Origin of the sequence: Saccharibacillus brassicae, from assembly GCF_006542275.1 — a bacterium.
In the GTDB taxonomy this organism is placed as follows: Bacteria; Bacillota; Bacilli; order Paenibacillales; family Paenibacillaceae; genus Saccharibacillus; species Saccharibacillus brassicae.
In genome coordinates this window covers 277,699-298,200 of sequence record NZ_CP041217.1, presented here as the reverse complement: position 1 = coordinate 298,200, position 20,502 = coordinate 277,699, and the positions used below count along the sequence as shown (strand labels likewise).

Annotated in this window: 21 protein-coding genes; 19 read left to right on the top strand and 2 right to left on the bottom strand. The window is 59.4% G+C overall.

Going from position 1 to position 20,502, the window contains the following annotated elements:
* Positions 1-173: 173 nt before the first annotated feature.
* Together mntR and FFV09_RS01285 are read left to right on the top strand one after the other, a co-directional pair.
* Complete coding sequence (mntR, locus tag FFV09_RS01290; protein ID WP_141446000.1) at positions 174-599, top strand: transcriptional regulator MntR; 426 nt, start codon at positions 174-176, stop codon at positions 597-599.
* A gap of 248 nt (positions 600-847) precedes the next feature.
* Positions 848-2,434, top strand: coding sequence for a family 10 glycosylhydrolase (locus tag FFV09_RS01285; RefSeq protein WP_141445999.1), 1,587 nt, complete (start codon positions 848-850; stop codon positions 2,432-2,434).
* A gap of 97 nt (positions 2,435-2,531) precedes the next feature.
* Here FFV09_RS01285 and FFV09_RS01280 read toward each other — a convergent pair whose 3' ends face one another.
* On the bottom strand, positions 2,532-2,924 hold the full coding sequence (locus FFV09_RS01280) for a DUF2207 domain-containing protein (protein ID WP_141445998.1): 393 nt from the start codon (positions 2,922-2,924) through the stop codon (positions 2,532-2,534).
* A gap of 6 nt (positions 2,925-2,930) precedes the next feature.
* On the bottom strand, positions 2,931-3,932 hold the full coding sequence (locus FFV09_RS01275) for a DUF1385 domain-containing protein (protein ID WP_141445997.1): 1,002 nt from the start codon (positions 3,930-3,932) through the stop codon (positions 2,931-2,933).
* 299 nt (positions 3,933-4,231) lie between these two features.
* Between FFV09_RS01275 and FFV09_RS01270 the strand changes: the two genes are divergently transcribed.
* The 17 genes from FFV09_RS01270 (at position 4,232) to recN (ending at position 20,464) form a co-directional block, all read left to right on the top strand.
* The gene (locus FFV09_RS01270; protein ID WP_141445996.1) at positions 4,232-5,302 is read left to right on the top strand and encodes a M24 family metallopeptidase; all 1,071 of its coding nucleotides are present in this window, start codon (positions 4,232-4,234) and stop codon (positions 5,300-5,302) included.
* A 52-nt stretch (positions 5,303-5,354) separates the two neighbouring features.
* The gene (gene efp / locus FFV09_RS01265) at positions 5,355-5,912 is read left to right on the top strand and encodes an elongation factor P (RefSeq protein ID WP_141445995.1); all 558 of its coding nucleotides are present in this window, start codon (positions 5,355-5,357) and stop codon (positions 5,910-5,912) included.
* Between the two features lie 312 nt (positions 5,913-6,224).
* Positions 6,225-7,478 (top strand): aspartate kinase, encoded by a 1,254-nt coding sequence (locus FFV09_RS01260; protein WP_141445994.1) that lies wholly within the window; start codon positions 6,225-6,227, stop codon positions 7,476-7,478.
* A gap of 183 nt (positions 7,479-7,661) precedes the next feature.
* Entirely contained in the window at positions 7,662-8,135 is a 474-nt protein-coding gene (accB, locus tag FFV09_RS01255; protein WP_141445993.1) for an acetyl-CoA carboxylase biotin carboxyl carrier protein, read from the top strand.
* Positions 8,132-9,520: an acetyl-CoA carboxylase biotin carboxylase subunit gene (gene accC / locus FFV09_RS01250; RefSeq protein ID WP_141445992.1), complete on the top strand. Its 1,389-nt coding sequence runs from the start codon at positions 8,132-8,134 to the stop codon at positions 9,518-9,520. Before accB ends, accC begins: the two co-directional genes overlap by 4 nt.
* 83 nt (positions 9,521-9,603) lie before the next feature.
* Positions 9,604-10,023, top strand: a complete 420-nt coding sequence (locus FFV09_RS01245) for an Asp23/Gls24 family envelope stress response protein (RefSeq protein WP_141445991.1) — start codon at positions 9,604-9,606, stop codon at positions 10,021-10,023.
* 65 nt (positions 10,024-10,088) lie between these two features.
* The gene (amaP, locus tag FFV09_RS01240) at positions 10,089-10,628 is read left to right on the top strand and encodes an alkaline shock response membrane anchor protein AmaP (protein WP_141445990.1); all 540 of its coding nucleotides are present in this window, start codon (positions 10,089-10,091) and stop codon (positions 10,626-10,628) included.
* Between the two features lie 12 nt (positions 10,629-10,640).
* Positions 10,641-10,874: a DUF2273 domain-containing protein gene (locus tag FFV09_RS01235; protein ID WP_141445989.1), complete on the top strand. Its 234-nt coding sequence runs from the start codon at positions 10,641-10,643 to the stop codon at positions 10,872-10,874.
* 342 nt (positions 10,875-11,216) lie between these two features.
* Complete coding sequence (gene nusB / locus FFV09_RS01230; RefSeq protein WP_141445988.1) at positions 11,217-11,669, top strand: transcription antitermination factor NusB; 453 nt, start codon at positions 11,217-11,219, stop codon at positions 11,667-11,669.
* Between the two features lie 53 nt (positions 11,670-11,722).
* Positions 11,723-12,583, top strand: a complete 861-nt coding sequence (gene folD, locus FFV09_RS01225; protein ID WP_141445987.1) for a bifunctional methylenetetrahydrofolate dehydrogenase/methenyltetrahydrofolate cyclohydrolase FolD — start codon at positions 11,723-11,725, stop codon at positions 12,581-12,583.
* A 15-nt stretch (positions 12,584-12,598) separates the two neighbouring features.
* Complete coding sequence (gene xseA / locus FFV09_RS01220; protein ID WP_141445986.1) at positions 12,599-13,960, top strand: exodeoxyribonuclease VII large subunit; 1,362 nt, start codon at positions 12,599-12,601, stop codon at positions 13,958-13,960.
* Entirely contained in the window at positions 13,950-14,246 is a 297-nt protein-coding gene (xseB, locus tag FFV09_RS01215) for an exodeoxyribonuclease VII small subunit (RefSeq protein WP_281288465.1), read from the top strand. Before xseA ends, xseB begins: the two co-directional genes overlap by 11 nt.
* Before the next feature lie 26 nt (positions 14,247-14,272).
* A complete protein-coding gene (locus FFV09_RS01210) occupies positions 14,273-15,148 on the top strand; it encodes a polyprenyl synthetase family protein (protein ID WP_141450263.1) in 876 nt (291 codons plus the stop codon).
* A gap of 241 nt (positions 15,149-15,389) precedes the next feature.
* Positions 15,390-17,294: a 1-deoxy-D-xylulose-5-phosphate synthase gene (dxs, locus tag FFV09_RS01205; protein WP_141445984.1), complete on the top strand. Its 1,905-nt coding sequence runs from the start codon at positions 15,390-15,392 to the stop codon at positions 17,292-17,294.
* 54 nt (positions 17,295-17,348) lie between these two features.
* Positions 17,349-18,212 (top strand): TlyA family RNA methyltransferase, encoded by an 864-nt coding sequence (locus tag FFV09_RS01200; RefSeq protein ID WP_141445983.1) that lies wholly within the window; start codon positions 17,349-17,351, stop codon positions 18,210-18,212.
* A 55-nt stretch (positions 18,213-18,267) separates the two neighbouring features.
* Entirely contained in the window at positions 18,268-18,717 is a 450-nt protein-coding gene (ahrC, locus tag FFV09_RS01195; protein WP_141445982.1) for a transcriptional regulator AhrC/ArgR, read from the top strand.
* A 19-nt stretch (positions 18,718-18,736) separates the two neighbouring features.
* Complete coding sequence (gene recN, locus FFV09_RS01190; RefSeq protein WP_141445981.1) at positions 18,737-20,464, top strand: DNA repair protein RecN; 1,728 nt, start codon at positions 18,737-18,739, stop codon at positions 20,462-20,464.
* Positions 20,465-20,502: the final 38 nt, after the last annotated feature.

Sequence of the window (20,502 nt, the reverse complement as noted above, 5' to 3'; positions counted from 1 at the left end):
ATGTCGTAAACTTGCCAATGGACCGCGAATAAAGGTATCATGGTAAGAGCTGTTTTTGGCGGACCGTGTACGTATTCGGCCTTCCGCCGACAGAACGGGACGTCCGTTTATCGGCGTCATTAACGAGGAAGACCGCGCGCCGGGCTTCTAAGTCGAGGAAAAGAGGGAAGCGGATGCCAACGCCCAGTATGGAAGATTATTTGGAGCGCATCTACCAGTTGATCGACGAAAAAGGCTATGCCCGGGTATCGGACATCGCCGAAGGGCTTGAGGTTCATCCTTCTTCGGTCACCAAAATGATTCAAAAGCTCGACAAAGACGAATATCTGGTCTACGAAAAATATCGCGGCCTCATTCTGACGAGCAAAGGCAAAAAAATCGGCAAGCGATTGGTGGACCGCCATCAGCTGCTTGAAGAATTTTTGCGTTTGATCGGCGTGGAAGAAAGCCGCATTTATCAGGACGTCGAAGGTATCGAGCATCATCTGAGTTGGGATTCGATCACGCGGATCGAGTCGCTGGTCGAATATTTCGGCCGCGATCCGAAGCGGCTCGAAGAACTCAAGGTCGTTCAGGACGAAGGAACGAGCGAATTCTAAAGAAGGCGTCTGTGGCCCCGGCACACAGATGCCTTTTTGTTTGCGCCGGCAGGGCCTCCGGGCAAGTTCCCAAAGTTTTCTTGGCGCGCCAGCGCTACAATCGGGCGGTGCGGCGCGTATAACGGTTAGCAGGATACGGGAGGTGTGAAACAAAGTCGGCGGTTTGCCCGTCAAAGAGCAGGGAGCAAACCCCGGTACGCGAAGCAAGCGGCCGGACGAAATCAATGGAAATGAGGGAAGATGCACAAATGAAATGGCGTCAAGGATTAATGGTACTGTTGGCAGTGATGCTGCTGCTCCCGGCAGGGGGCGGATTCGGAGGAAGCCGGGCTCACGCGGCTTCCGTCATCTCGATCGTTCTCGACGGACAACGGATTCAAGGAGACGTCGATCCTTATATCGTGTCGAATACGACGCTCGTGCCGATGCGGCTCGTCAGCGAAAATCTCGGCGCGCAGATTCAATGGTCGCAAAGCGACAAGGTCGTCACGATCAATCAGGGCGGCACGCTGCTGTCGATCCCGCTCGGCGCGAAAACGGCGTTTGTCAACGGCAATTCCGTTGAACTAGAAGCTCCGGTGACGAGCCTGGGCGGCCGGATCATGGTTCCGCTGCGTTTCGTCGGCCAGGGACTCGGACTGAACGTCAACTGGAACCAGGCGACGCAGACGATTACGCTGACGACGCCGGACGGTCCGGTCGGCGTGCCCGTACCCGGCGTGCCGGACAATCAGGGCAACCTGACCGCGCTGCGCGGCGCCTGGGTCGCGACCGTATCGAGTCTCGACTGGCCGTCGTCCAAAACCGCGGCGACGCAAAAAACGCAGTTCTCCGCCATGCTGGACCAACTGCAGGAGACCGGCATCAACGCCGTCTTCGTGCAGGTACGCCCGAGCGCGGACGCGCTGTACAAATCGTCGCTCGTGCCGTGGTCGAACGTCCTGACCGGCACGGCCGGCAAAGACCCGGGCTACGATCCGCTGTCGTTCATGATCGAAGAAGCGCATAAGCGCGGCATGGAATTCCATGCCTGGTTCAATCCGTTCCGCGCCAGCACGGGCACGTCGACGTCGAACCTGGCTTCGAACCACGTCGCCAAAGCGCATCCGGATTGGATCGTCAATTTCGACGGCAAACTGTATATCAATCCGGGCATTCCCGCCGCGCGCCAATCCGTCATCGACGACGTGATGGAAGTCGTGAACAACTACGATATCGACGGCGTGCATCTGGACGACTATTTCTATCCGTACGGCGAATCGTCCGCCAAGAAATTCGGCGACGACGGCACGTACAGCCTGTACAATACCGCCGCCTACAAAAACAAAGGCGACTGGCGCCGCGCGAACATCAACAGCTTCGTGCAGACGCTGGGACAGTCGATCCACGCCGTCAAAGCGGACGTGCGCTACGGGGTCAGCCCGTTCGGCGTATGGCGCAACGGTTCGAGCGATCCGCTCGGCTCCTCCACGCGCGCAGGCGTTACGGCGTACGATTCGACGTACGCGGACGCGCGCACCTGGATCAAAAACGAATGGGTCGATTATGTCGTACCGCAGATCTATTGGAGCAACGTCAACACCGCCGCCAATTACAAAACGCTTGTCGATTGGTGGGCCGATACGGTCGACGGTACCGACGTCGATCTGTATATCGGCGAAGCCGCCTACAAAGTCGGCACGTCCGAAGCCGGCTGGAGCAGCGCTTCCGAGCTGGCCGACCATCTGGCCTACACGATCGGCCGCAAAAACGTCGACGGCAATATCTTTTTCCGCGCCCAGCACCTGCTGTCGGGCAAAGTGAAAAGCACGCTGCAGCAGTATTGGGCCAACTGAGCCGAACGGCACGTCGATACGCCAAAAAAGCACGATAAAAAAGAGAGAGCGGAAAGTCCGCTCTCTCTTTTTGGTGCTCCGGCATCTCGCAGAGCTTTTAGTGAAACTTCGGAATATCGTCTTCGTCTTTGCCTTTGCGGCCTTCGATCACCTGAAACGGATAGTTTTTCCGCTTTTTCGGATTTTTCGCCGGCAAGGCCGGCGCTTTGCCCGGGCGGGCAGGCGCGGCTTTCGCCGAACCGGAAGACGACATGCGCGCCATCTTCTCCTGCGTGCGGGCCGAAGGTTTGATCTTCGGCTGTCTGCCGCCGCCTGTCGAGCGGAATCCGCCGGGGCGGCGCGAATTCGGAAGGAAGAAGTACAGCAGGGCGACTACCGCGATGATGACGATCGGAATCAACCATGTAATGGACGGATTCATCAAGATTTGAACGATGCCAAGCGCGGCAAGCGCGAGAATCACGAAGCCGGCGGCTCCCGGTTTTTTCATAAGGCATCAACCCTCCAGCGGATCGAGTATGGCGTCCGGCACCGAAGCGGGGGCGCCTTGTTTGGCATAGACGGCATCGAGTTCGCGCATCCGGTTGAACGACGCGATCGACACTTCAACCTGCTCGTCGGTCGGTTCTTTGGTCGTCAGCAGCTGCAGCCACAGTCCCGGGTAACCGAGATAGCGGAGCACCGGTACGTCGCGCAGCGCGTTCGTGAACTTCAGGAATTCGAACGACACGCCCATGACGACCGGCAGCAGCAGCAGGCGCTGAACGACGCGCTCGGCGAGGGAATCCCAGGTGAACAGGGAGTAGATCAGAACGCCGATGATGACCGTCAGCATAATGAAGCTGCTGCCGCATCGGTAATGGAGCCGGGTATACTTTTGCACGTTTTCCGGAGTCAGCTCTTCGCCGGCTTCGAACGCGCTGATGACTTTGTGCTCGGCTCCGTGATATTGGAACAGCCGTTTGACGATCGGCGTGAGCGAGATCAGGTACAGATACAGCAGCAGCAGGATCAGCTTGATGCCGCCTTCTGTCAGGTTGTGGTAGATTTGATGTTCGAACGCGCCTTTGAACAGAAATTGTTCGACGAAGACCGGGACGAGCGTGAAGACGACTTTGCCGACGATAAAAGAAAGGATTGCCGCGGCCGTCACGCCGATGATGGCGCCGAGTCCGAGTTTGGCTTCGCCTTTTTTGTTCTTCGCTTTCAATTCTTCGCGTTCTTCGGGCGTCATCTCGTCGTCGGCGTAGGCGTCGAACGAATAGTTGAGATGCTTGGAGCCTTTGACGCTGGAATCGATCAGGCTGACGAGTCCGCGCAGCAGCGGGATTTTGCGCAGCGAGCGCACCCAGCCTTTTTCTTCGCGGGGCACTTCGAGGAAAGTGATCTCCCCGCTCTTGCGGCGTACCGCGGTGACGTTCACGTGCCTGCCGCCGAACATGACTCCTTCGATTACGGCTTGTCCGCCGTAGGCGACGGGAGCGGATTTTTCAGACAAAACCTTCACCTTCCTAAACGTTTTAAAATACCCCGTGGGGCGTATGGTCCGCGCCGGGCCGCAAACGGCCCGACCTGCCGGCACGAGCGAGAAGCGAAGCCGGGCCGGAGACATTTCTTTTCATTGTATCGGATTTTATCCGTAAATACCAGCGAACAGGCGGCTTCGCCGCCAAGCGGGCCCGTGCCGGAAAAGGCTTCTCAGAGGGGGTACGCATATGATAGAATGTACTGTGGTAATTTCGCTTGAAGCTCTGGAAAATACGAACTGAATAGGTTCACCGGGAAAGAGGAGAAAATATGCAGCAGCGTGTAAGCAAATTGCGCGAAGCGATGTCCGCCCAGGGCGTCGGCGCGATGTTTGTAGCCAGTGACATTAATCGTCGTTACCTGACCGGATTCACGGGTTCCGCCGGATACGTGTTGATTACCGAAACGGACAGTTATTTACTGACCGATTTCCGTTATATGACGCAGGCGCCGCAGCAGGCCCAGGGTTTTGACGTGGTCGAGCATGCGCCGAAGGTGATGGAAACGGTTAAAGAATTGTTGGGGGCCGCGACCAAACTCGGTTTCGAGCAGGAACATGTCACATTTGCGACGTACCAAAACTACCGGGAAGCGCTTGAAGGCGTCGAACTCGTGCCGGTGTCGGGTCTTGTGGAAGGCCTGCGCATCTTCAAGGACGAGGGCGAGCTTGCCATCATGCGCGAAGCGGCGGCGTTGGCCGACCGGACTTTCAGTCATATTCTGACGAAGATCCGCGCGGGCGTTACCGAGCGCGAGCTTGATTTGCAGATGGAAATGTTCATGCGCGAAAACGGGGCGACGTCTTCGTCGTTCGACACGATCGTCGCTTCGGGCGAACGGTCGGCGCTTCCGCACGGCGTGGCCAGCTCGCGCGTGCTGCAGGGCAACGAATTCATCACGTTCGATTTCGGCGCCCTGCTGAACGGGTACTGTTCCGACGTGACCCGTACCGTCGTGCTCGGCGAAGCGAGCGACCGGCACCGCGAGGTGTATAACATCGTGCTCGAAGCACAGTTGAACGCGCTCGACAAGATTCGTCCGGGCATGACCGGCCGCGAAGCGGACGCGCTCACCCGCGACATCATCTCGTCGTACGGTTACGGCGACAACTACGGCCACAGCACGGGCCACGGCCTCGGCATGGAAGTGCACGAGAGCCCGCGCCTGTCGAAGCTCAGCGACGATATCCTCAAGCCGGGCATGGTCGTGACGGTGGAGCCGGGCATTTATATTCCGGGCTTCGGCGGCGTACGGATCGAAGACGATATCGTGATTACCGAAACGGGAATCGAGATTATCACTTCTTCGACCAAAGATCTTCTCCTTCTGCCTCTGGCATAAGGCAATCCAGAATCGGCATCAACCAGGCAACCATTCCAAGGAGGAATCCTCTATGATCTCAGTTAACGATTTTAAAACAGGCCTGACCGTCGAAGTCGACGGCGACATCTTCACCGTAATCGAATTCCAGCACGTCAAACCGGGCAAAGGCGCGGCATTCGTACGCTCCAAGCTCAAAAACCTGCGCAACGGCAACACCGTTGAGCGCACGTTCCGCGCCGGCGAGTCGATCGGCCGCGCGCAGATCGAAAACCGCGGCGTGCAGTACCTGTACGCAAGCGCACAGGATCACACGTTCATGGACAACGAGACATACGACCAGTTCACGTTGACCAGCGACCAGCTCGAATGGGAACTCAAATTCCTGCGCGAGAACATGAACGTGCACATCATCAGCTACAAAGGCGAGATTCTCGGCATCAACCTGCCGACGAGCGTCGAGCTCAAAGTCGTCGAAACGGAGCCGGGCATCAAAGGCAACACGGCGACGGGCGCTTCCAAAAGCGCGAAGCTCGAAACGGGCCACAGCGTTCAGGTGCCGTTGTTCATCAACGAAGGCGACGTGCTGCTGATCGATACGCGCGAAGGCAAATACATTTCCCGCGCGTAGTCTTTCGATCTTGGGCGACGACCGGCCACGGCGTTCGTTTTGGACGATGTTCGGTTTTGACGATATTCGCTTGTATCGGCCGCAAGCTTCCGCTTGCCGGCCGCCTGCTCTCCGTCCGCTTTGCGGCGCGGAGAGTTTTTTTATGCAGGTTATACATAGGAACGATCGGAAAATACAAACAATTTGCAGAAAAAACAATGGAAGCGCGAAGCGGTTTCGTATTATACTCATTTAAAGCGATAAAATAGACCGGAGCGGTCCTCGCACGGACGTACAAACAGCTCCGGAAATACGCGGGGGAGTGAACACGTTTTGTCATTATTCGTCATGAAATTCGGCGGCAGTTCCGTCGGCGATACCGAGCGTATGCAGCGGGTCGCCAAGCGGGTCGCCGAGAAAAAAGAAGAAGGACACGGCTGCGTCGTCGTCGTATCCGCGATGGGCGACACGACCGACGACCTGATCGATACGGCCAAGCGGCTGAGCGACAATCTGCCGGCCCGGGAGATGGACATGCTGATGACGACGGGAGAGCAGATCTCGATCTCGCTGCTGTCGATCGCTATTCAGGCCATCGGCCACGAAGCGGTCTCGTTTACCGGCTGGCAGGCGGGCTTCGAGACGGAAGCCAACCACGGCAGCGCCCGGATCACGAACATTCGTCCGGATCGGGTGTTGAAAGCGCTGGAAGACGGCAAAATCGTTATCGTCGCCGGCTTCCAGGGCATGAGCGAAGACGGCGAGATCACGACGCTCGGACGCGGAGGCTCCGATACGACCGCCGTGGCGCTGGCCGCGGCGATCCAGGCCGACGCCTGCGAGATTTACACGGACGTCGACGGTATCTATTCGACCGATCCGCGGATCGTCAAATGCGCGCGCAAGCTGCCTTCGATTTCGTACGACGAGATGCTGGAACTCGCGAATCTCGGCGCGGCGGTGTTGCATCCCCGCGCCGTGGAATACGCCAAGCACAACAGCGTCCGCCTGATCGTCCGTTCGAGTTTTAATTATAATGAAGGAACCGTAGTGGAGGAGGAGTCGAGCATGGAACAGGGAGTGGTGGTAAGCGGGATCGCTTACGATAAAAACGTGGCGCGGATCAGCATTTTGGGCGTATCCGACGTGCCGGGCGTGTTGGCCGGATTGTTCGGGGCGCTGGCAGCGGAGCGCGTGGACGTCGACATCATCGTGCAGAGCGGGTCGCAGGGCGGCACGGCCGACTTCTCCTTCACGGTGAACGGCTCCGAAGTGGAACGGGCGCTTCAGGTCATCGAAAGCACGCGAGGCAAAGTGCCTTACCGCGAATTGACTTCCGAGACGGAACTTGTCAAAGTCTCGATCGTCGGCGCCGGCATGGTCAGCCATCCGGGCGTGGCCGCGGAAATGTTCCGGGTCATCTCGGATCAGGGCGTCAGCATCAAAATGGTCAGCACGTCGGAGATCAAAGTCTCCTGCGTGATCGAAGGCGAGAAAGTCAAAGACATCATCGCGGCGCTGCATACGGCCTATAACCTGGATGCCCAGGAACAGGCTTTCGTGGGCGGTCCGCAGGACCGGCGTTAATTCGGCCGATGATAGCGTTTCACCGGCATTTTGTGGGCGGGTTTCTCCTTCGGGAGACCGCCCTTTTTATTTTGCAAGGTTGTGATATAATACATAACGTTAGTTAAACGGCTTACCGTGCGTTTACAAAGCGCTGCACCATTTTACCCGCACAAGCCTGAAAATGTTAAGGAGCGTGCCCGAATGTTTAAAATAAGCGAAATCAAAGAACTTATCGAACTGCTCGACCGGACTTCGGTTCAAGAATTGGAACTGGAGGAAGAAGGCACGCGCGTCGTCATCCGCAAAGGCAGCCGTATCGACGCTTCGGCCCTGCAGTTTGCCGTGAACGCGCAGCAGCCCCAGGCGCAGACGGTCCAAGCGCCAAGCGCGCCGGCCGCGGCGGTGCCTGCCCAGGCATCGGCACCCGACGAGTCTTTACATAAAATCGTCTCCCCGATGGTCGGCACGTTCTACGCTTCGCCGTCCCCGGATGCCGATGCCTATGTAAACGCGGGCAGCCGCGTCAACGAGAAATCCGTCGTCTGCATCATCGAAGCGATGAAGCTCATGAACGAGCTGCTGGCCGAAGTCAAAGGCGAGATCGTGGAAGTGCTGGCCGAGAACGGACAGCTCGTCGAATACGGACAGCCGCTGTTCCTGGTCAGATCGGAATGAGTCAAGCGCAAGCGGAAGGAGGACGCATCGATTTGGAAACGACGAAATTCAACAAGATTCTGATCGCCAACCGCGGCGAAATCGCTGTGCGGATTATTCGCGCGTGCCGCGAAATGGGCATCTCGACGGTGGCGGTCTATTCCGAAGCCGACCGCGATTCGCTGCATGTCCGCCTGGCCGACGAAGCGTACTGCATCGGGCCGACGGCGTCCAAAGACAGCTACCTGAACTTCACGAACCTGATGAGCATCGCGACGCTGACCGAATGCGACGCCGTGCACCCGGGTTACGGATTCCTCGCGGAAAACGCCGACTTCGCGGAAATTTGCGAATCGTGCAACATTACGTTTATCGGCCCTTCGCCGGACAGCATCACCAAGATGGGCGACAAAGCGGTAGCCAAGTTGACGATGCAAAGCGCGGGCGTTCCGGTCATTCCGGGTTCCGACGGTCTGGTCGAAGACCTGGACGAAGCGATCCAGATCGCGCGCGGCATCGGTTATCCGGTTATCATCAAAGCGACCGCGGGCGGCGGCGGCAAAGGCATTCGCCTGGCCGAAGACGAAGACACGCTGCGCCAGCAGATCGTGGCTGCCCAGCAGGAGGCGGAGAAAGCGTTCGGCAACGCCGGCGTCTATCTGGAGAAATTCCTCACCGGCATGAAGCACGTGGAAATCCAGCTGATCGCCGACAAGCACGGCAATGCGGTACATTTGGGCGAGCGGGACTGCTCCGTGCAGCGCCGCCGGCAAAAATTGGTCGAAGAAGCCCCTTGTTCGATCATCTCCGAAGAAGTGCGGACAGCGATGGGCGCGGCGGCGGTACGCGCCGCCCATGCGGTCAACTATTCCGGCGCGGGCACGCTCGAGTTCCTGCTCAGCCCGGACGGCAGCTTCTACTTCATGGAGATGAATACCCGGATTCAGGTCGAGCATCCGGTGACCGAGATGGTCACGGGCGTCGATCTGATCCAGGAGATGATCTCGGTCGCCGAAGGCAATCCGCTGTCGTTCACCCAAGAGGACGTGACGATCAACGGCTGGTCGATCGAATGCCGGATCAACGCCGAAGATCCGGATCGCAACTTCATGCCGGCTCCGGGCAAGATCAGCTTCTATCTGCCTCCGGGCGGACCGGGCGTGCGGGTGGACAGCGCCGCTTACCAGGGCTATACCATTCCGCCGTTCTACGATTCCATGATCGCGAAGCTGATCGTCTGGGCGCCGACGCGCACGCAGGCCATCGCCAAAATGAAGCGGGCACTGGCCGAATTCGCCGTCGAAGGCATCGCGACCACGATCCCGTTCCACCAGCGTCTGCTGAATCACGAAACGTTCGTACGCGGCGATTTCGACATCAAATTCCTTGAAGAAAACGAAGTCTGAACGTGACAAACGCCGTTTGTCACATCGGGCGGCAAATGCTATATTTAAGGAATAAATAATCCATAAGGTGGATGGTATCGAATATGAGCAGCTTACCTACAGAATTTGAACGGACGGAGATCGGCGAGATCCAGATCGCGCCCGAAGTGATCGAAGTGATCGCGGGACTGGCGACGATCGAGGTGGAAGGGATCGCGGGCATGAGCGGCGGCTTCGCGGGCGGCATTGCCGAGCTGCTGGGACGCAAGAACCTGTCGAAGGGCGTCAAGGTCGAAGTGGGCCAACGCGAAGCGGCGGTCGACGTATCGGTTATCGTGGAGTACGGTTCCCGCTTGCCGGAAGTGGCCGGTGCGGTGCAGCGCAACGTCAAGCGTTCGATCGAGATGATGACCGGCTTGTCCGTCATCGAAGTGAACGTGCATGTGCACGACGTGCAGTTCAAAGCCAAAACGGTCGAAAGCCGTTCCGAAGAGCTCGAACTGGGCATTCCCCGGGTGAAATAACGTTTTTCCGACCCCCGACCCGCAAAGTCGGGGTTTACTACCGTTTGGAGGGGGCTTAGCCGTACGTGGCAAAAATAGTGGACCGTCTGCTGCTGTTTCTATACAGCCTAACGATTTTGATTCTGAGCATTTTGGCCATCCTCCTGCTGAGCCGCTCGATCCGGGTTCCGATCGATTTCCGGTTCGACCTGCCGACGATGTCGATTCTGGTCGCCGGCCTTGCCGTGCTGATCCTGATCAGCCTGCGGATGCTGTACGTGTCGCTGCGCCGCAGCCGCGCGAACCTGCATTCCGTCGACCAGCGGACCGATCTGGGCGAGATCCAGATCTCGCTGGAGACGATCGAGAATCTGTCGCTCAAAGCGGCGTCCCGCGTGCGCGGCGTCAAAGATCCGCGTACGCGGATTCGTATGACCGACCCGGGACTTGTGATCGAGATCCGCACGGTCGTCGACGGGGAATATCCGATTCCCGCGCTGACCGCGGAAATCCAGCGCGGCGTCAAAGAATTCGTGCATGAAATCACGGGCATTCCGGTGGCTTCGGTCTCGGTCTACATTGCCGGAGTCATGCAGCCCCAGGCGTTCAAAAGCCGGGTGGAATAGGAGAGGGCGCCGATGAAATGGAGTGAAATCTGGACCGTGTACGGAGGCCGCTTGGCCTGGACGGCCGCCGGCTTGTTTTTCGGCCTGCTGTATCTGGCGGTCGGATTCTGGCACATGCTCGTGGTGGCTCTGCTGACGCTGCTCGGCTACGGAATCGGAAGCCGCAAAGACCGGCGCGCCGGTCCGCTGCTTCCGTGGGGCGAACTGCGCGCCCGGCTCATGGAGCGCTGGCGCCCGTTTCGCTAAATCCTTCGCAAGACGCTGTATCCGCTGCCGCACGCGCGCCGGCCGGGAAGTTCCGGCCGAGCGTTTTTGCCTGAATCGGGGTTGAAGGTCCCGAAGGCGCGCGAACGAACGGAGCGAAAGCCTGTGAGACGTTTTTACGCCGGACATGAAGAACGGCTTGCTGTCCGTCTTCCAAGCAAGGCAGGCGGCGTTTCCGACCGGAAGGGAAGGCTTAACGGCCGAACTTTCCGGCGGAAACCCAAGCTTTTCGGGACGGGAGAAGCGTTTCACAGGTTTTTGCATGTTCAGGAGTACCGTAACATTCATATAAACCGACAGAACAACAGATAGCGGGAGGGACCCATGAAAAGAAGATTGGGAAGAGAATTGGCTGTACAAAGCCTGTACCAGATGGAAATGAACGAGGTGGCGGCATTCGACGCCGTGTCGATGCTGATTTCGGAAGCCGGGGACGAAAACGAAGGCGAAGTGAAACTGGAAGACGCCGACCGGCTGGCCGAATACGTGCTGGCGCTCGTAAACGGCACGTGGACGCACAAAGCGGCGATCGACGACCTGCTCGGCGTGTATCTCAAAGGCTGGCAGATCAGCCGCCTGTCGCGCGTGGATCGCCAAATCCTGCGCCTTGCTTCGTACGAAATGATTTTCGCCGAAGAAGTGCCTGCCAAAGTCGCCGTCAACGAAGCGATCGAATTGTCCAAACACTTCGGCACCGACGAGTCGGGCAAGTTCGTCAACGGCGTGCTCGGCAAAATGATCCAGGACGCCGACGAGCTCAAAAGTAAGTTGAAGTAATCGAAAAATCCCCACCTACCTCACATAGACCCACTTTTAAAGGAGAGAAAACCATGACGACAGCCCAAATTATCAGCGGAAAACAAGTATCGGACGAAATTCGCCAGAATCTGAAAACCGAGGTCGAAGCCCTTGCCGCCAAAGGCTGCGTGCCGGGCCTCGCCGTCGTGCTCGTCGGGGAAGATCCGGCCTCCCAGGTCTATGTGCGCAACAAAGCCAAAGCGTGCGAAGACCTCGGCTACCATTCCGAAGTGCATCGCCTGGAATCCGATACGTCCGAAGAAGACCTGCTTGCGCTCGTGCACAAGCTGAACGCACAAGAAAACATCAACGGCATTCTCGTGCAGCTTCCGCTGCCGAAACATATCGAAGAAAAAGCGGTCATCAACGCGATCTCCCCGGAAAAAGACGTCGACGGCTTCCATCCGATCAACGTGGGCAACCTGATGATCGGCGACGACAGCCTGCTGCCGTGCACGCCGGCCGGCGTAATCGAGCTGATCAAGCATACCGGCATCGAAATGTCCGGCAAGCATGCCGTCGTTATCGGCCGCAGCAACATCGTCGGCAAGCCGGTATCGCTGCTGCTTCAGCGCGAGAACGCGACCGTGACGATGTGCCATTCGCGTACGGCCAACATGAAAGAGCTGACGCGCCAGGCCGATATTCTGGTCGTGGCCGTCGGCCGCGCCAACTTCGTCGACGCTTCCTACATCAAGCCGGGCGCCGTCGTGATCGACGTGGGCATCAACCGTCTGGAGACCGGCAAGCTGGCCGGCGACGTGGACTTCGAATCGGCAAGTTCCGTATCGGGCCCGATTACGCCGGTACCGGGCGGGGTCGGTCCGATGACGATCACGATGCTGATGAAAAATACGCTGCTTGCCGCCAAGCGCGCGCACGGCTTGTCGTAAGCGGGAGGTTCCGGCATGGAGCAGCGCATACTGTCGATCCAGGAGCTGAACCGGTATATCCGCCAGAAGTTCGAAGCGGACCCGCTGCTGCCTGAAGTGTGGGTGCGCGGCGAGATTTCGAATTTTACGCATCATTCGAGCGGACATATGTATTTTACGCTAAAAGACGCCGGCAGCCGTGTGCGGGCGATCATGTTCGCTTCGCACAACAAGCGGCTGCCGTTTATTCCGCGCGAAGGCACGCGCGTCATCGCGCAGGGCAGCGTCTCGGTGTTCGAGCGCGACGGCCAATACCAGCTGTATCTGACCCAGATGCAGCCGGACGGCGTCGGCAGCCTCTATCTGGCCTACGAGCAGCTCAAGCAGAAGCTGGAGACCGAAGGACTGTTCGACGACAGCGGCAAGCGCCAAATTCCGGCGCTGCCCAAAGCGATCGGCGTCATCACCTCGCCGACGGGCGCGGCCGTGCGGGACATCCTGACGACGCTCGGCCGCCGGTTCCCCGGCGTGCCCGTCATGCTGTATCCGGCGCTGGTGCAGGGCAAGGAAGCCGCCGCGTCGATCGTGCGCGGGATCCGCATCCTGAACCGGCTCGGCGAAGCCGAAGTGCTGATCGTCGGCCGCGGCGGCGGATCGCTCGAAGAACTGTGGGCTTTTAACGAAGAGATCGTCGCCCGGGCGATCTACGATTCGGCCATTCCGGTCATCTCGGCCGTCGGGCACGAGACCGACTTCACGATCGCCGACTTTGTCGCCGATCTGCGGGCGGCGACGCCGACCGCCGCCGCGGAACTCGCGGTGCCGGATCGGCGCGCGCTGCAGCATCGCGTCGCCCAGCAGCAGGAGCGGCTGCGCGGCGCCCTGCTGCGCCGGGCCGCGCAGGAGCGCGAGCGTCTGGCGCGCCTGCAGCGCTCCGCCGTGCTGCGGCAGCCGCAGCGCGCCCTTCAGCCGCATGCGCAGCGGCTGGACGGGCTGACGCGGCGCCTCACGGCGCGGACCGAAGCCCGCTTCGCCTCGGGCCGGGACAAGCACGCGCGCCTGCACGGCAGGCTGTCGCGCTTCTATCCGGGCGCTCAGCTGCAGCTCGCTTCGCGCCAGCTCGGCGGGCTGGACGGCCGCCTGAACGCGGCCATGACCGCCGCCGTCAAGGACGGGCGCCAGCGGCTGCTGGGCAGCCTGCGCCAGCTCGACGCCCTGAGCCCGCTCAAGGTGATGGCGCGCGGCTACAGCCTCGTCTACGACGAAGCCGGGCAGAAGCTGATCAAATCGGTACGCGAGGTAGCCGAGGGCGACGGGATCGTCGTCCGGGTGAACGACGGAAGCCTCGAATGCCGGGTTATTCAAACGACGGAGGAGGACAATCGAAGTGGAGCCTAATGCCGAACATCACAATCCTGCGGGAGCGTCCGACGCAGCGACGGGCGCCGAACTGAATTTCGAACAAGCGATGGACCAGCTAGAGCGGATCGTCGCCGAGCTTGAACAGGGCGACGTACCGCTGGAGAAAGCGATCGACCTGTTTCAGCGGGGCATGCAGCTGTCGCAGCTGTGCGGCCAGAAGCTGGAGCAGGTGGAACGCAAAATCGAAACGATCGTGGAAGAAGACGGACAGCTTCGACGCCGGAACTTTGCGGGCGAAGCGGAAAGCGGGGACAACTTTTGAACAGCGTATTCGCGCTTGAACCGTATATGAGAGACGTGTCGTCCGAGCTGGAGAGCTATTTTGCCGAAGCGTTTCCGGCCGACTGGGACATGCCGCCCGCGCTGCTGGAATCGATGCGGTATTCGCTCGATGCCGGCGGCAAACGGCTGCGTCCCCTGCTCGTGGTAGCGGCGTGTGAAAGTCTCGGCGGCAGCCGGGCGGCGGCGATCCGCGTCGCGGCCGCCGTCGAGATGGTGCACACGTATTCGCTCGTGCACGACGACCTGCCGGCGATGGACGACGACGACCTGCGCCGCGGCAAGCCGACGAACCACAAAGTGTTCGGCGAAGCGATGGCGATCCTCGCCGGCGACGGCCTGCTGACGCATGCTTTTTATGTGGTGTCTTCGCTGGCCAGAGACGGCCTGCTGCCGGCCGAGGCGGCGATCGGGATCGTGTCCGATCTGGCGGAATACGCCGGACCGCGCGGCATGGTGGGCGGCCAGGTGGCCGACATGGAAGGCGAGCAGGGCACGACGGACCTTGCGCGGCTGGAGTATATCCATCTGCACAAGACGAGCGACCTGATCATGTTCTCGCTGCTTGCGGGCGGGCGCACGGCCGGAGCGACGCCGCTTCAACTCGACGCGCTGCGTACGTTCGGCCGCGGCATCGGGCTGGCGTTCCAGATTCAGGACGATATTCTGGATCTGGTCGGCGACGAGAGCAAGCTGGGCAAAAAAACGCAAAGCGACGTCAAAATGGAAAAAGTGACGTATCCGTTTTTCCTCGGCATCGACAAGTCGCGCGAAGAAGTGCGGCGCCTCAGCGAAGAGTCCAAAACGGCCGTGCTGGGAGCGGGTCTTGAGCGTACCGACATCCTGCTGGCTATCGCCGATTATTTGGTGGAACGGGACCGTTAAGAGGTCCCGGAGGAAGCGGACTCCGGTTTCGCTGCTCGCTTGCTTGGGTATTGAAGAACAGAAGAACGGACAGCGCCCGGCGCATAAGCCGATGCTTCAAATTGGCTTTGTTTGCCGAAAAACGATATAATACCGATACTACGCGTGCTCGAAAAACGCTTCGCGGCGTTCAGGCGAGCCCGCCTATACCTAATCGTGCGCGACCGAATTCAGGAAAATGAAGGAAAGCGGGGAATGACACATGCTCCTTCCACAAATCAACCAACCCGGCGATCTGAAGAAGCTGCCGTCCGAACAACTCGCGCCGCTGGCGCAGGAAATTCGCCAATTTTTAATCGAAAATCTCTCGGTGACCGGAGGCCATTTGGCTTCCAATTTGGGCGTGGTCGAGTTGACATTGGCTTTGCATTACTGCTACGAGAGTCCCAAAGACAAGTTTATTTTCGACGTGGGCCATCAGGCTTACGTGCACAAGATTTTGACGGGCCGGCAGGACCGGTTCGATACGCTGCGCAAGTACAAGGGCCTGTGCGGCTTCGTCAAGCGCGCCGAAAGCGAACACGACGTCTGGGAAGCGGGCCACAGCAGCACGTCGCTGTCCGCGGCGATGGGCATGGCGATGGCGCGCGACCTCAAGGGCGAGAGCAACAAAGTGGTCGCGGTGATCGGAGACGGCGCGCTGACCGGCGGTATGGCGTTCGAAGCGCTGAACCATATCGGCCATGAGAAAAAGAACCTGCTCGTCGTCCTCAACGACAACGAGATGTCGATCGCGCCGAACGTCGGCGCGATGCACAACTACCTGAGCCGCGTCCGCTCGGACCGCCATTATCTGCGCGCCAAAGACGACGTCGAATCGCTGATCAAGAAAATTCCGGCGATCGGCGGCAAGCTTGCGCGCACGGCGGAAAAAGTCAAAGACAGCCTCAAATATATGATGGTGCCGGGCGTTCTGTTCGAAGAGCTGGGCTTCAAATACATCGGTCCGATCGACGGACACGACCTGCCGACCCTGATGGAGACGTTCCGCCAGTCGGACAACGTCGACGGCCCGGTGCTTGTCCATATCGTGACGACCAAAGGCAAAGGCTACAAACCGGCGGAAGCCGATTCGCATAAATGGCACGGCATTTCGCCGTACAAGATCGAGTCCGGCAAGACGCTCAAGTCGGCCGGCAACCCGATGTATACCGAAGTGTTCGGCAGCACGCTGATCGAATTGGCCGAGCAGGACGAGCGGATCGTCGCCGTCACGCCGGCCATGCCGGGCGGTTCCGGACTGATGGAATTCGCGGCGAGATTCCCGAAACGGATGATCGACGTGGGCATCGCCGAGCAGCATGCCGCGACGCTGTGCGCCGCGATGGCGATGGAAGGCATGAAGCCGGTCTTCGCCGTCTATTCGACCTTCATGCAGCGTGCCTACGACCAGATCGTGCACGATATTTGCCGGCATAACGCCAACGTCATGTTCGCGATCGACCGGGCGGGCTTTGTCGGCGCGGACGGCGAGACGCATCAAGGCGTGTACGATATCGCCTTCCTGCGCCATATTCCGAACATGGTGCTCATGATGCCCAAAGACGAGAACGAACTGCGTCATATGATGAAAACGGCGCTGGATTACGACAAAGGGCCGATCGGCTTCCGTTATCCGCGGGTCAACGGCCTGGGCGTTCCGCTCGACCAACAGCTCAAGGCTATTCCGATCGGCAGCTGGGAAACGGTGCGCGAAGGCGACAACTGCGCGATTCTGGCCGTCGGACCGATGGTCCAGACCGCTTTGGCCGCCGCCGAACTGCTCAAGTCGTCGGGCATTCAGGCGAGTGTCGTCAATGCGCGCTTCCTGAAGCCGCTTGACGAGAAGATGCTGACCGATCTCGCCGATCGCGGCGTCAAGCTGCTCGTGATGGAAGAAGCTTCGCAGGCCGGCGGCCTGGGCAGCGCGGTGCTCGAATTTTACGCATCGCACGGCATCAGCCACGCCGAAGTGCGTATTCTGGGCGTGCCGGACTGCTTTATCGAGCACGGCAGCATCAAGGAACAGCAGCAGGAAGCCGGCCTGACGGCCGAGCATGCCGCCGATCTCGTGCGCGAGAGCGTAACGGGCAGCCGCCTCGCGCTCAAAAGCGGTCTTCCTTCCTAAAAGGAGCACCGTGCGCTGCGGCGTTCGTATTTTACACAGAAAGAGAGCCTGATTATGGCCGCGCAAAAAGACAAGATCGAAAAAGAACGTATCGACGTCCTGCTCGTCGAGCAGGCGTATTACGAAAGCCGGGAGAAAGCGAAGGCCGCCATTATGGCGGGCCTCGTTTTTGCCGATAACGAACGAATCGAGAAGCCGGGCATGAAAGTGTCGCGGGAAGCGGCGCTGCACGTCAAAGGCTCCGTACATCCGTACGTCAGCCGCGGCGGCCTCAAACTCGAAAAAGCGCTCAAAAATTTCGAAATCGGGATGCAGGACCGCGTGATGCTCGATATCGGGTCTTCGACCGGCGGCTTCACCGACTGCGCCCTGCAAAACGGGGCTTCTTACGTGTACGCGATCGACGTCGGCTACAACCAACTTGATTGGTCGCTGAGAAACGACGAACGCGTCTGCGTCATGGAACGGACGAATTTCCGCTATATGACGCCCGAAGAACTGACAGGACCCCGGCCGGATTTTGCGAGCATCGACGTCTCGTTTATTTCCCTGCGCCTCATTTTGCCTCCGCTGCTTCAACTGCTGAAACGTCCGGCCGAAGTGGCCGCGCTGATCAAGCCGCAGTTCGAAGCCGGACGCGACAAGGTGGGCAAGTCGGGCGTCGTCCGCGACCGCAAAGTGCATGAAGACGTATTGAACCAAGTGCTGACTTTTGCCAATGCTCTGGGCTTCGAGATCGGAGGCTTGACCTTCTCGCCGATTACCGGCGGCGAAGGCAACGTCGAATTTCTCGCTTATCTGAAGCTGCCGGAAGGAGAAACGGCTCCGCTCGGCGAAGAAGTCATTCGGGAGTTGGCGTCGAATACCGCGGCGGAAGCCGCCCGGACTTTTCACAGAAACTCATCCGCCGAACGGTGAGTTTCTTTGCGTTGAACGCGTTTATTCATATTTTGCATAACGAAGGGGGAGTCTTATGAAGGGACAACGGCATATCAAGATCCGGGAGATCATCTCCAGCCGCGACATCGAGACGCAGGACGAACTGGTTGCCGCGCTGCGGTCTTCGGGATTCCAGGTGACGCAGGCGACGGTATCTCGCGATATCAAGGAACTGCTGCTGATCAAGGTTCCGCTGGACGACGGCCGGTACAAATATTCGATGCCGACCGATCAGCGCTACAATCCGGTACAGAAGCTCAAGCGCGCGCTCGTGGACAATTTCGTCCATATCGATCACTCGGCCAACCTGGTCGTGATGAAATGTTTGCCGGGCACGGCCAACTCGATCGCGGCGCTGCTCGATAATATGGAGTGGTCGGAAATCATGGGTACGATCTCGGGCGACGACACGATCCTGCTGATCTGTCGCGAACCGGAGAACAGCCAGACGGTGATCGGCCAAATTATGGGATTCATTTCCTAAATTCTATTGAGGTGAGTGCATGCTAGTCGCATTGTCCATTCGCAATCTCGCCGTCGTCGAATCCGTCGACGTTCATTTTTATCAAGGATTTCACGTGCTGTCCGGGGAAACGGGAGCCGGCAAGTCGATCGTGATCGACGCGCTGGGCCTGATCTCCGGCGGCCGCGGGTCTTCGGACCTGATTCGGTACGGAGCCGACAAAGCGGAGATGGAAGCGCTGTTCGAGCTGCAGGGCGAGCATCCGGTGTGGAAAACGCTGGAACAGCTCGGCATTTCCGCGTCGCCGGAAGAACATCTGGTCATCCGGCGCGAAGTGACGGCACACGGAAAAAGCACGTCGCGTATCAACGGGCAGCTCGTCAATTTGACGATGCTGCGCGAAGTGGGCGAGCAGCTGATCAATATCCACGGCCAGCACGAGCACCAGTCGCTGCTGCGTCCGGAAAGCCATCTCGGCCTGCTGGATTCGTACGGAGGCGACACGATCGCGCCGGCGAAAGCGGCTTATCAGCAGGAGTATTCGGCTCTCGCCAAGCTGGAGCGCGAACTGCGCGAGCTGCGCGAGACGAGCCAGAAATCGCTGCAAATGCTCGACATGTACCGCTTCCAGCTGGAAGAGATTCAGGCGGCCAAGCTCAAAGTGGGCGAAGACGTGGAGCTGGCGGACGAACGTTCCAAGCTTGCGCACAGCGAGAAGCTGATGGAATCCGTTTCCGGCGGATACAACCTGCTGTACGGCGATCGGGGCATCGAAGCGATCGGCTCGGCGATCTCCAATCTGGAAGACGTCGAGAACTACGATCCCAAAGCGATGCAGCCGATTCTGGAGCAGCTGCGGAACGCTTTTTACCAACTGGAAGACGCGGCGTTCCAACTCCGGGATTACCGGGAGAATATCGAGTTCAACCCGGGACGCCTCGAAGAAGTCGAAGAACGGCTGAACCTCATCTCCGGACTGCGGCGCAAATACGGCGACAGCGTCGAACAGATTCTGGAGTATTACGACCGGATTCACCGCGAGACGGACATGCTGGAGAACAAGGACGAACGCATGGAGCTGCTGACGGCCAAGCGCGACAAGCAGCTGGAGAAGACGCTGCGGCTGGCCCGGGAACTGAGCGTGCTGCGCCGGGAATGTTCGCGCGATCTGGCCCGCCAGATCGAAGGCGAACTCAAAGATCTGCAAATGCAGCGAACGTCGATCGAAGTGAAGTTTGAGCCGATCCAGGACGCCCGCGGCTTCGAATTCGAAGGCCGGCGCGTGCGCCTGACCCGTCAGGGCGTCGACAACGCGGAGTTCCTCATCTCGCCGAACCCCGGCGAACCGCTGCGTCCGCTCGGCAAGATCGCGTCGGGCGGCGAGCTGTCGCGGATCATGCTGGCGCTCAAAAGCATTTTCGCCCGCCACGACAAAGTGCCGGTGCTCGTATTCGACGAAGTCGATACCGGCGTCAGCGGCCGCGCGGCCCAGTCGATCGCGGAGAAGCTCGTCAAGCTGTCCCGCGACTGTCAGGTGTTCTCGATTACCCACCTGCCGCAGGTGGCCTGCATGGCGGATCACCAGTACCTGATCGAGAAGCGCGTGGAAGGCGAGCGGACGATGACCAGAGTCGAATCGCTGAACGAAGAAGGACGCGTCACCGAACTTGCGCGGATGCTCGGCGGTGTCGAAATTACGGAGAAAACGCTGCACCACGCGCAGGAAATGTTGAAGCTTGCGGAAGCAAGCAAAAAAGGTCGCGTCTAAGTTATTCGGCGGGTTCGGCTTCCGGGCCGGACGCCGCT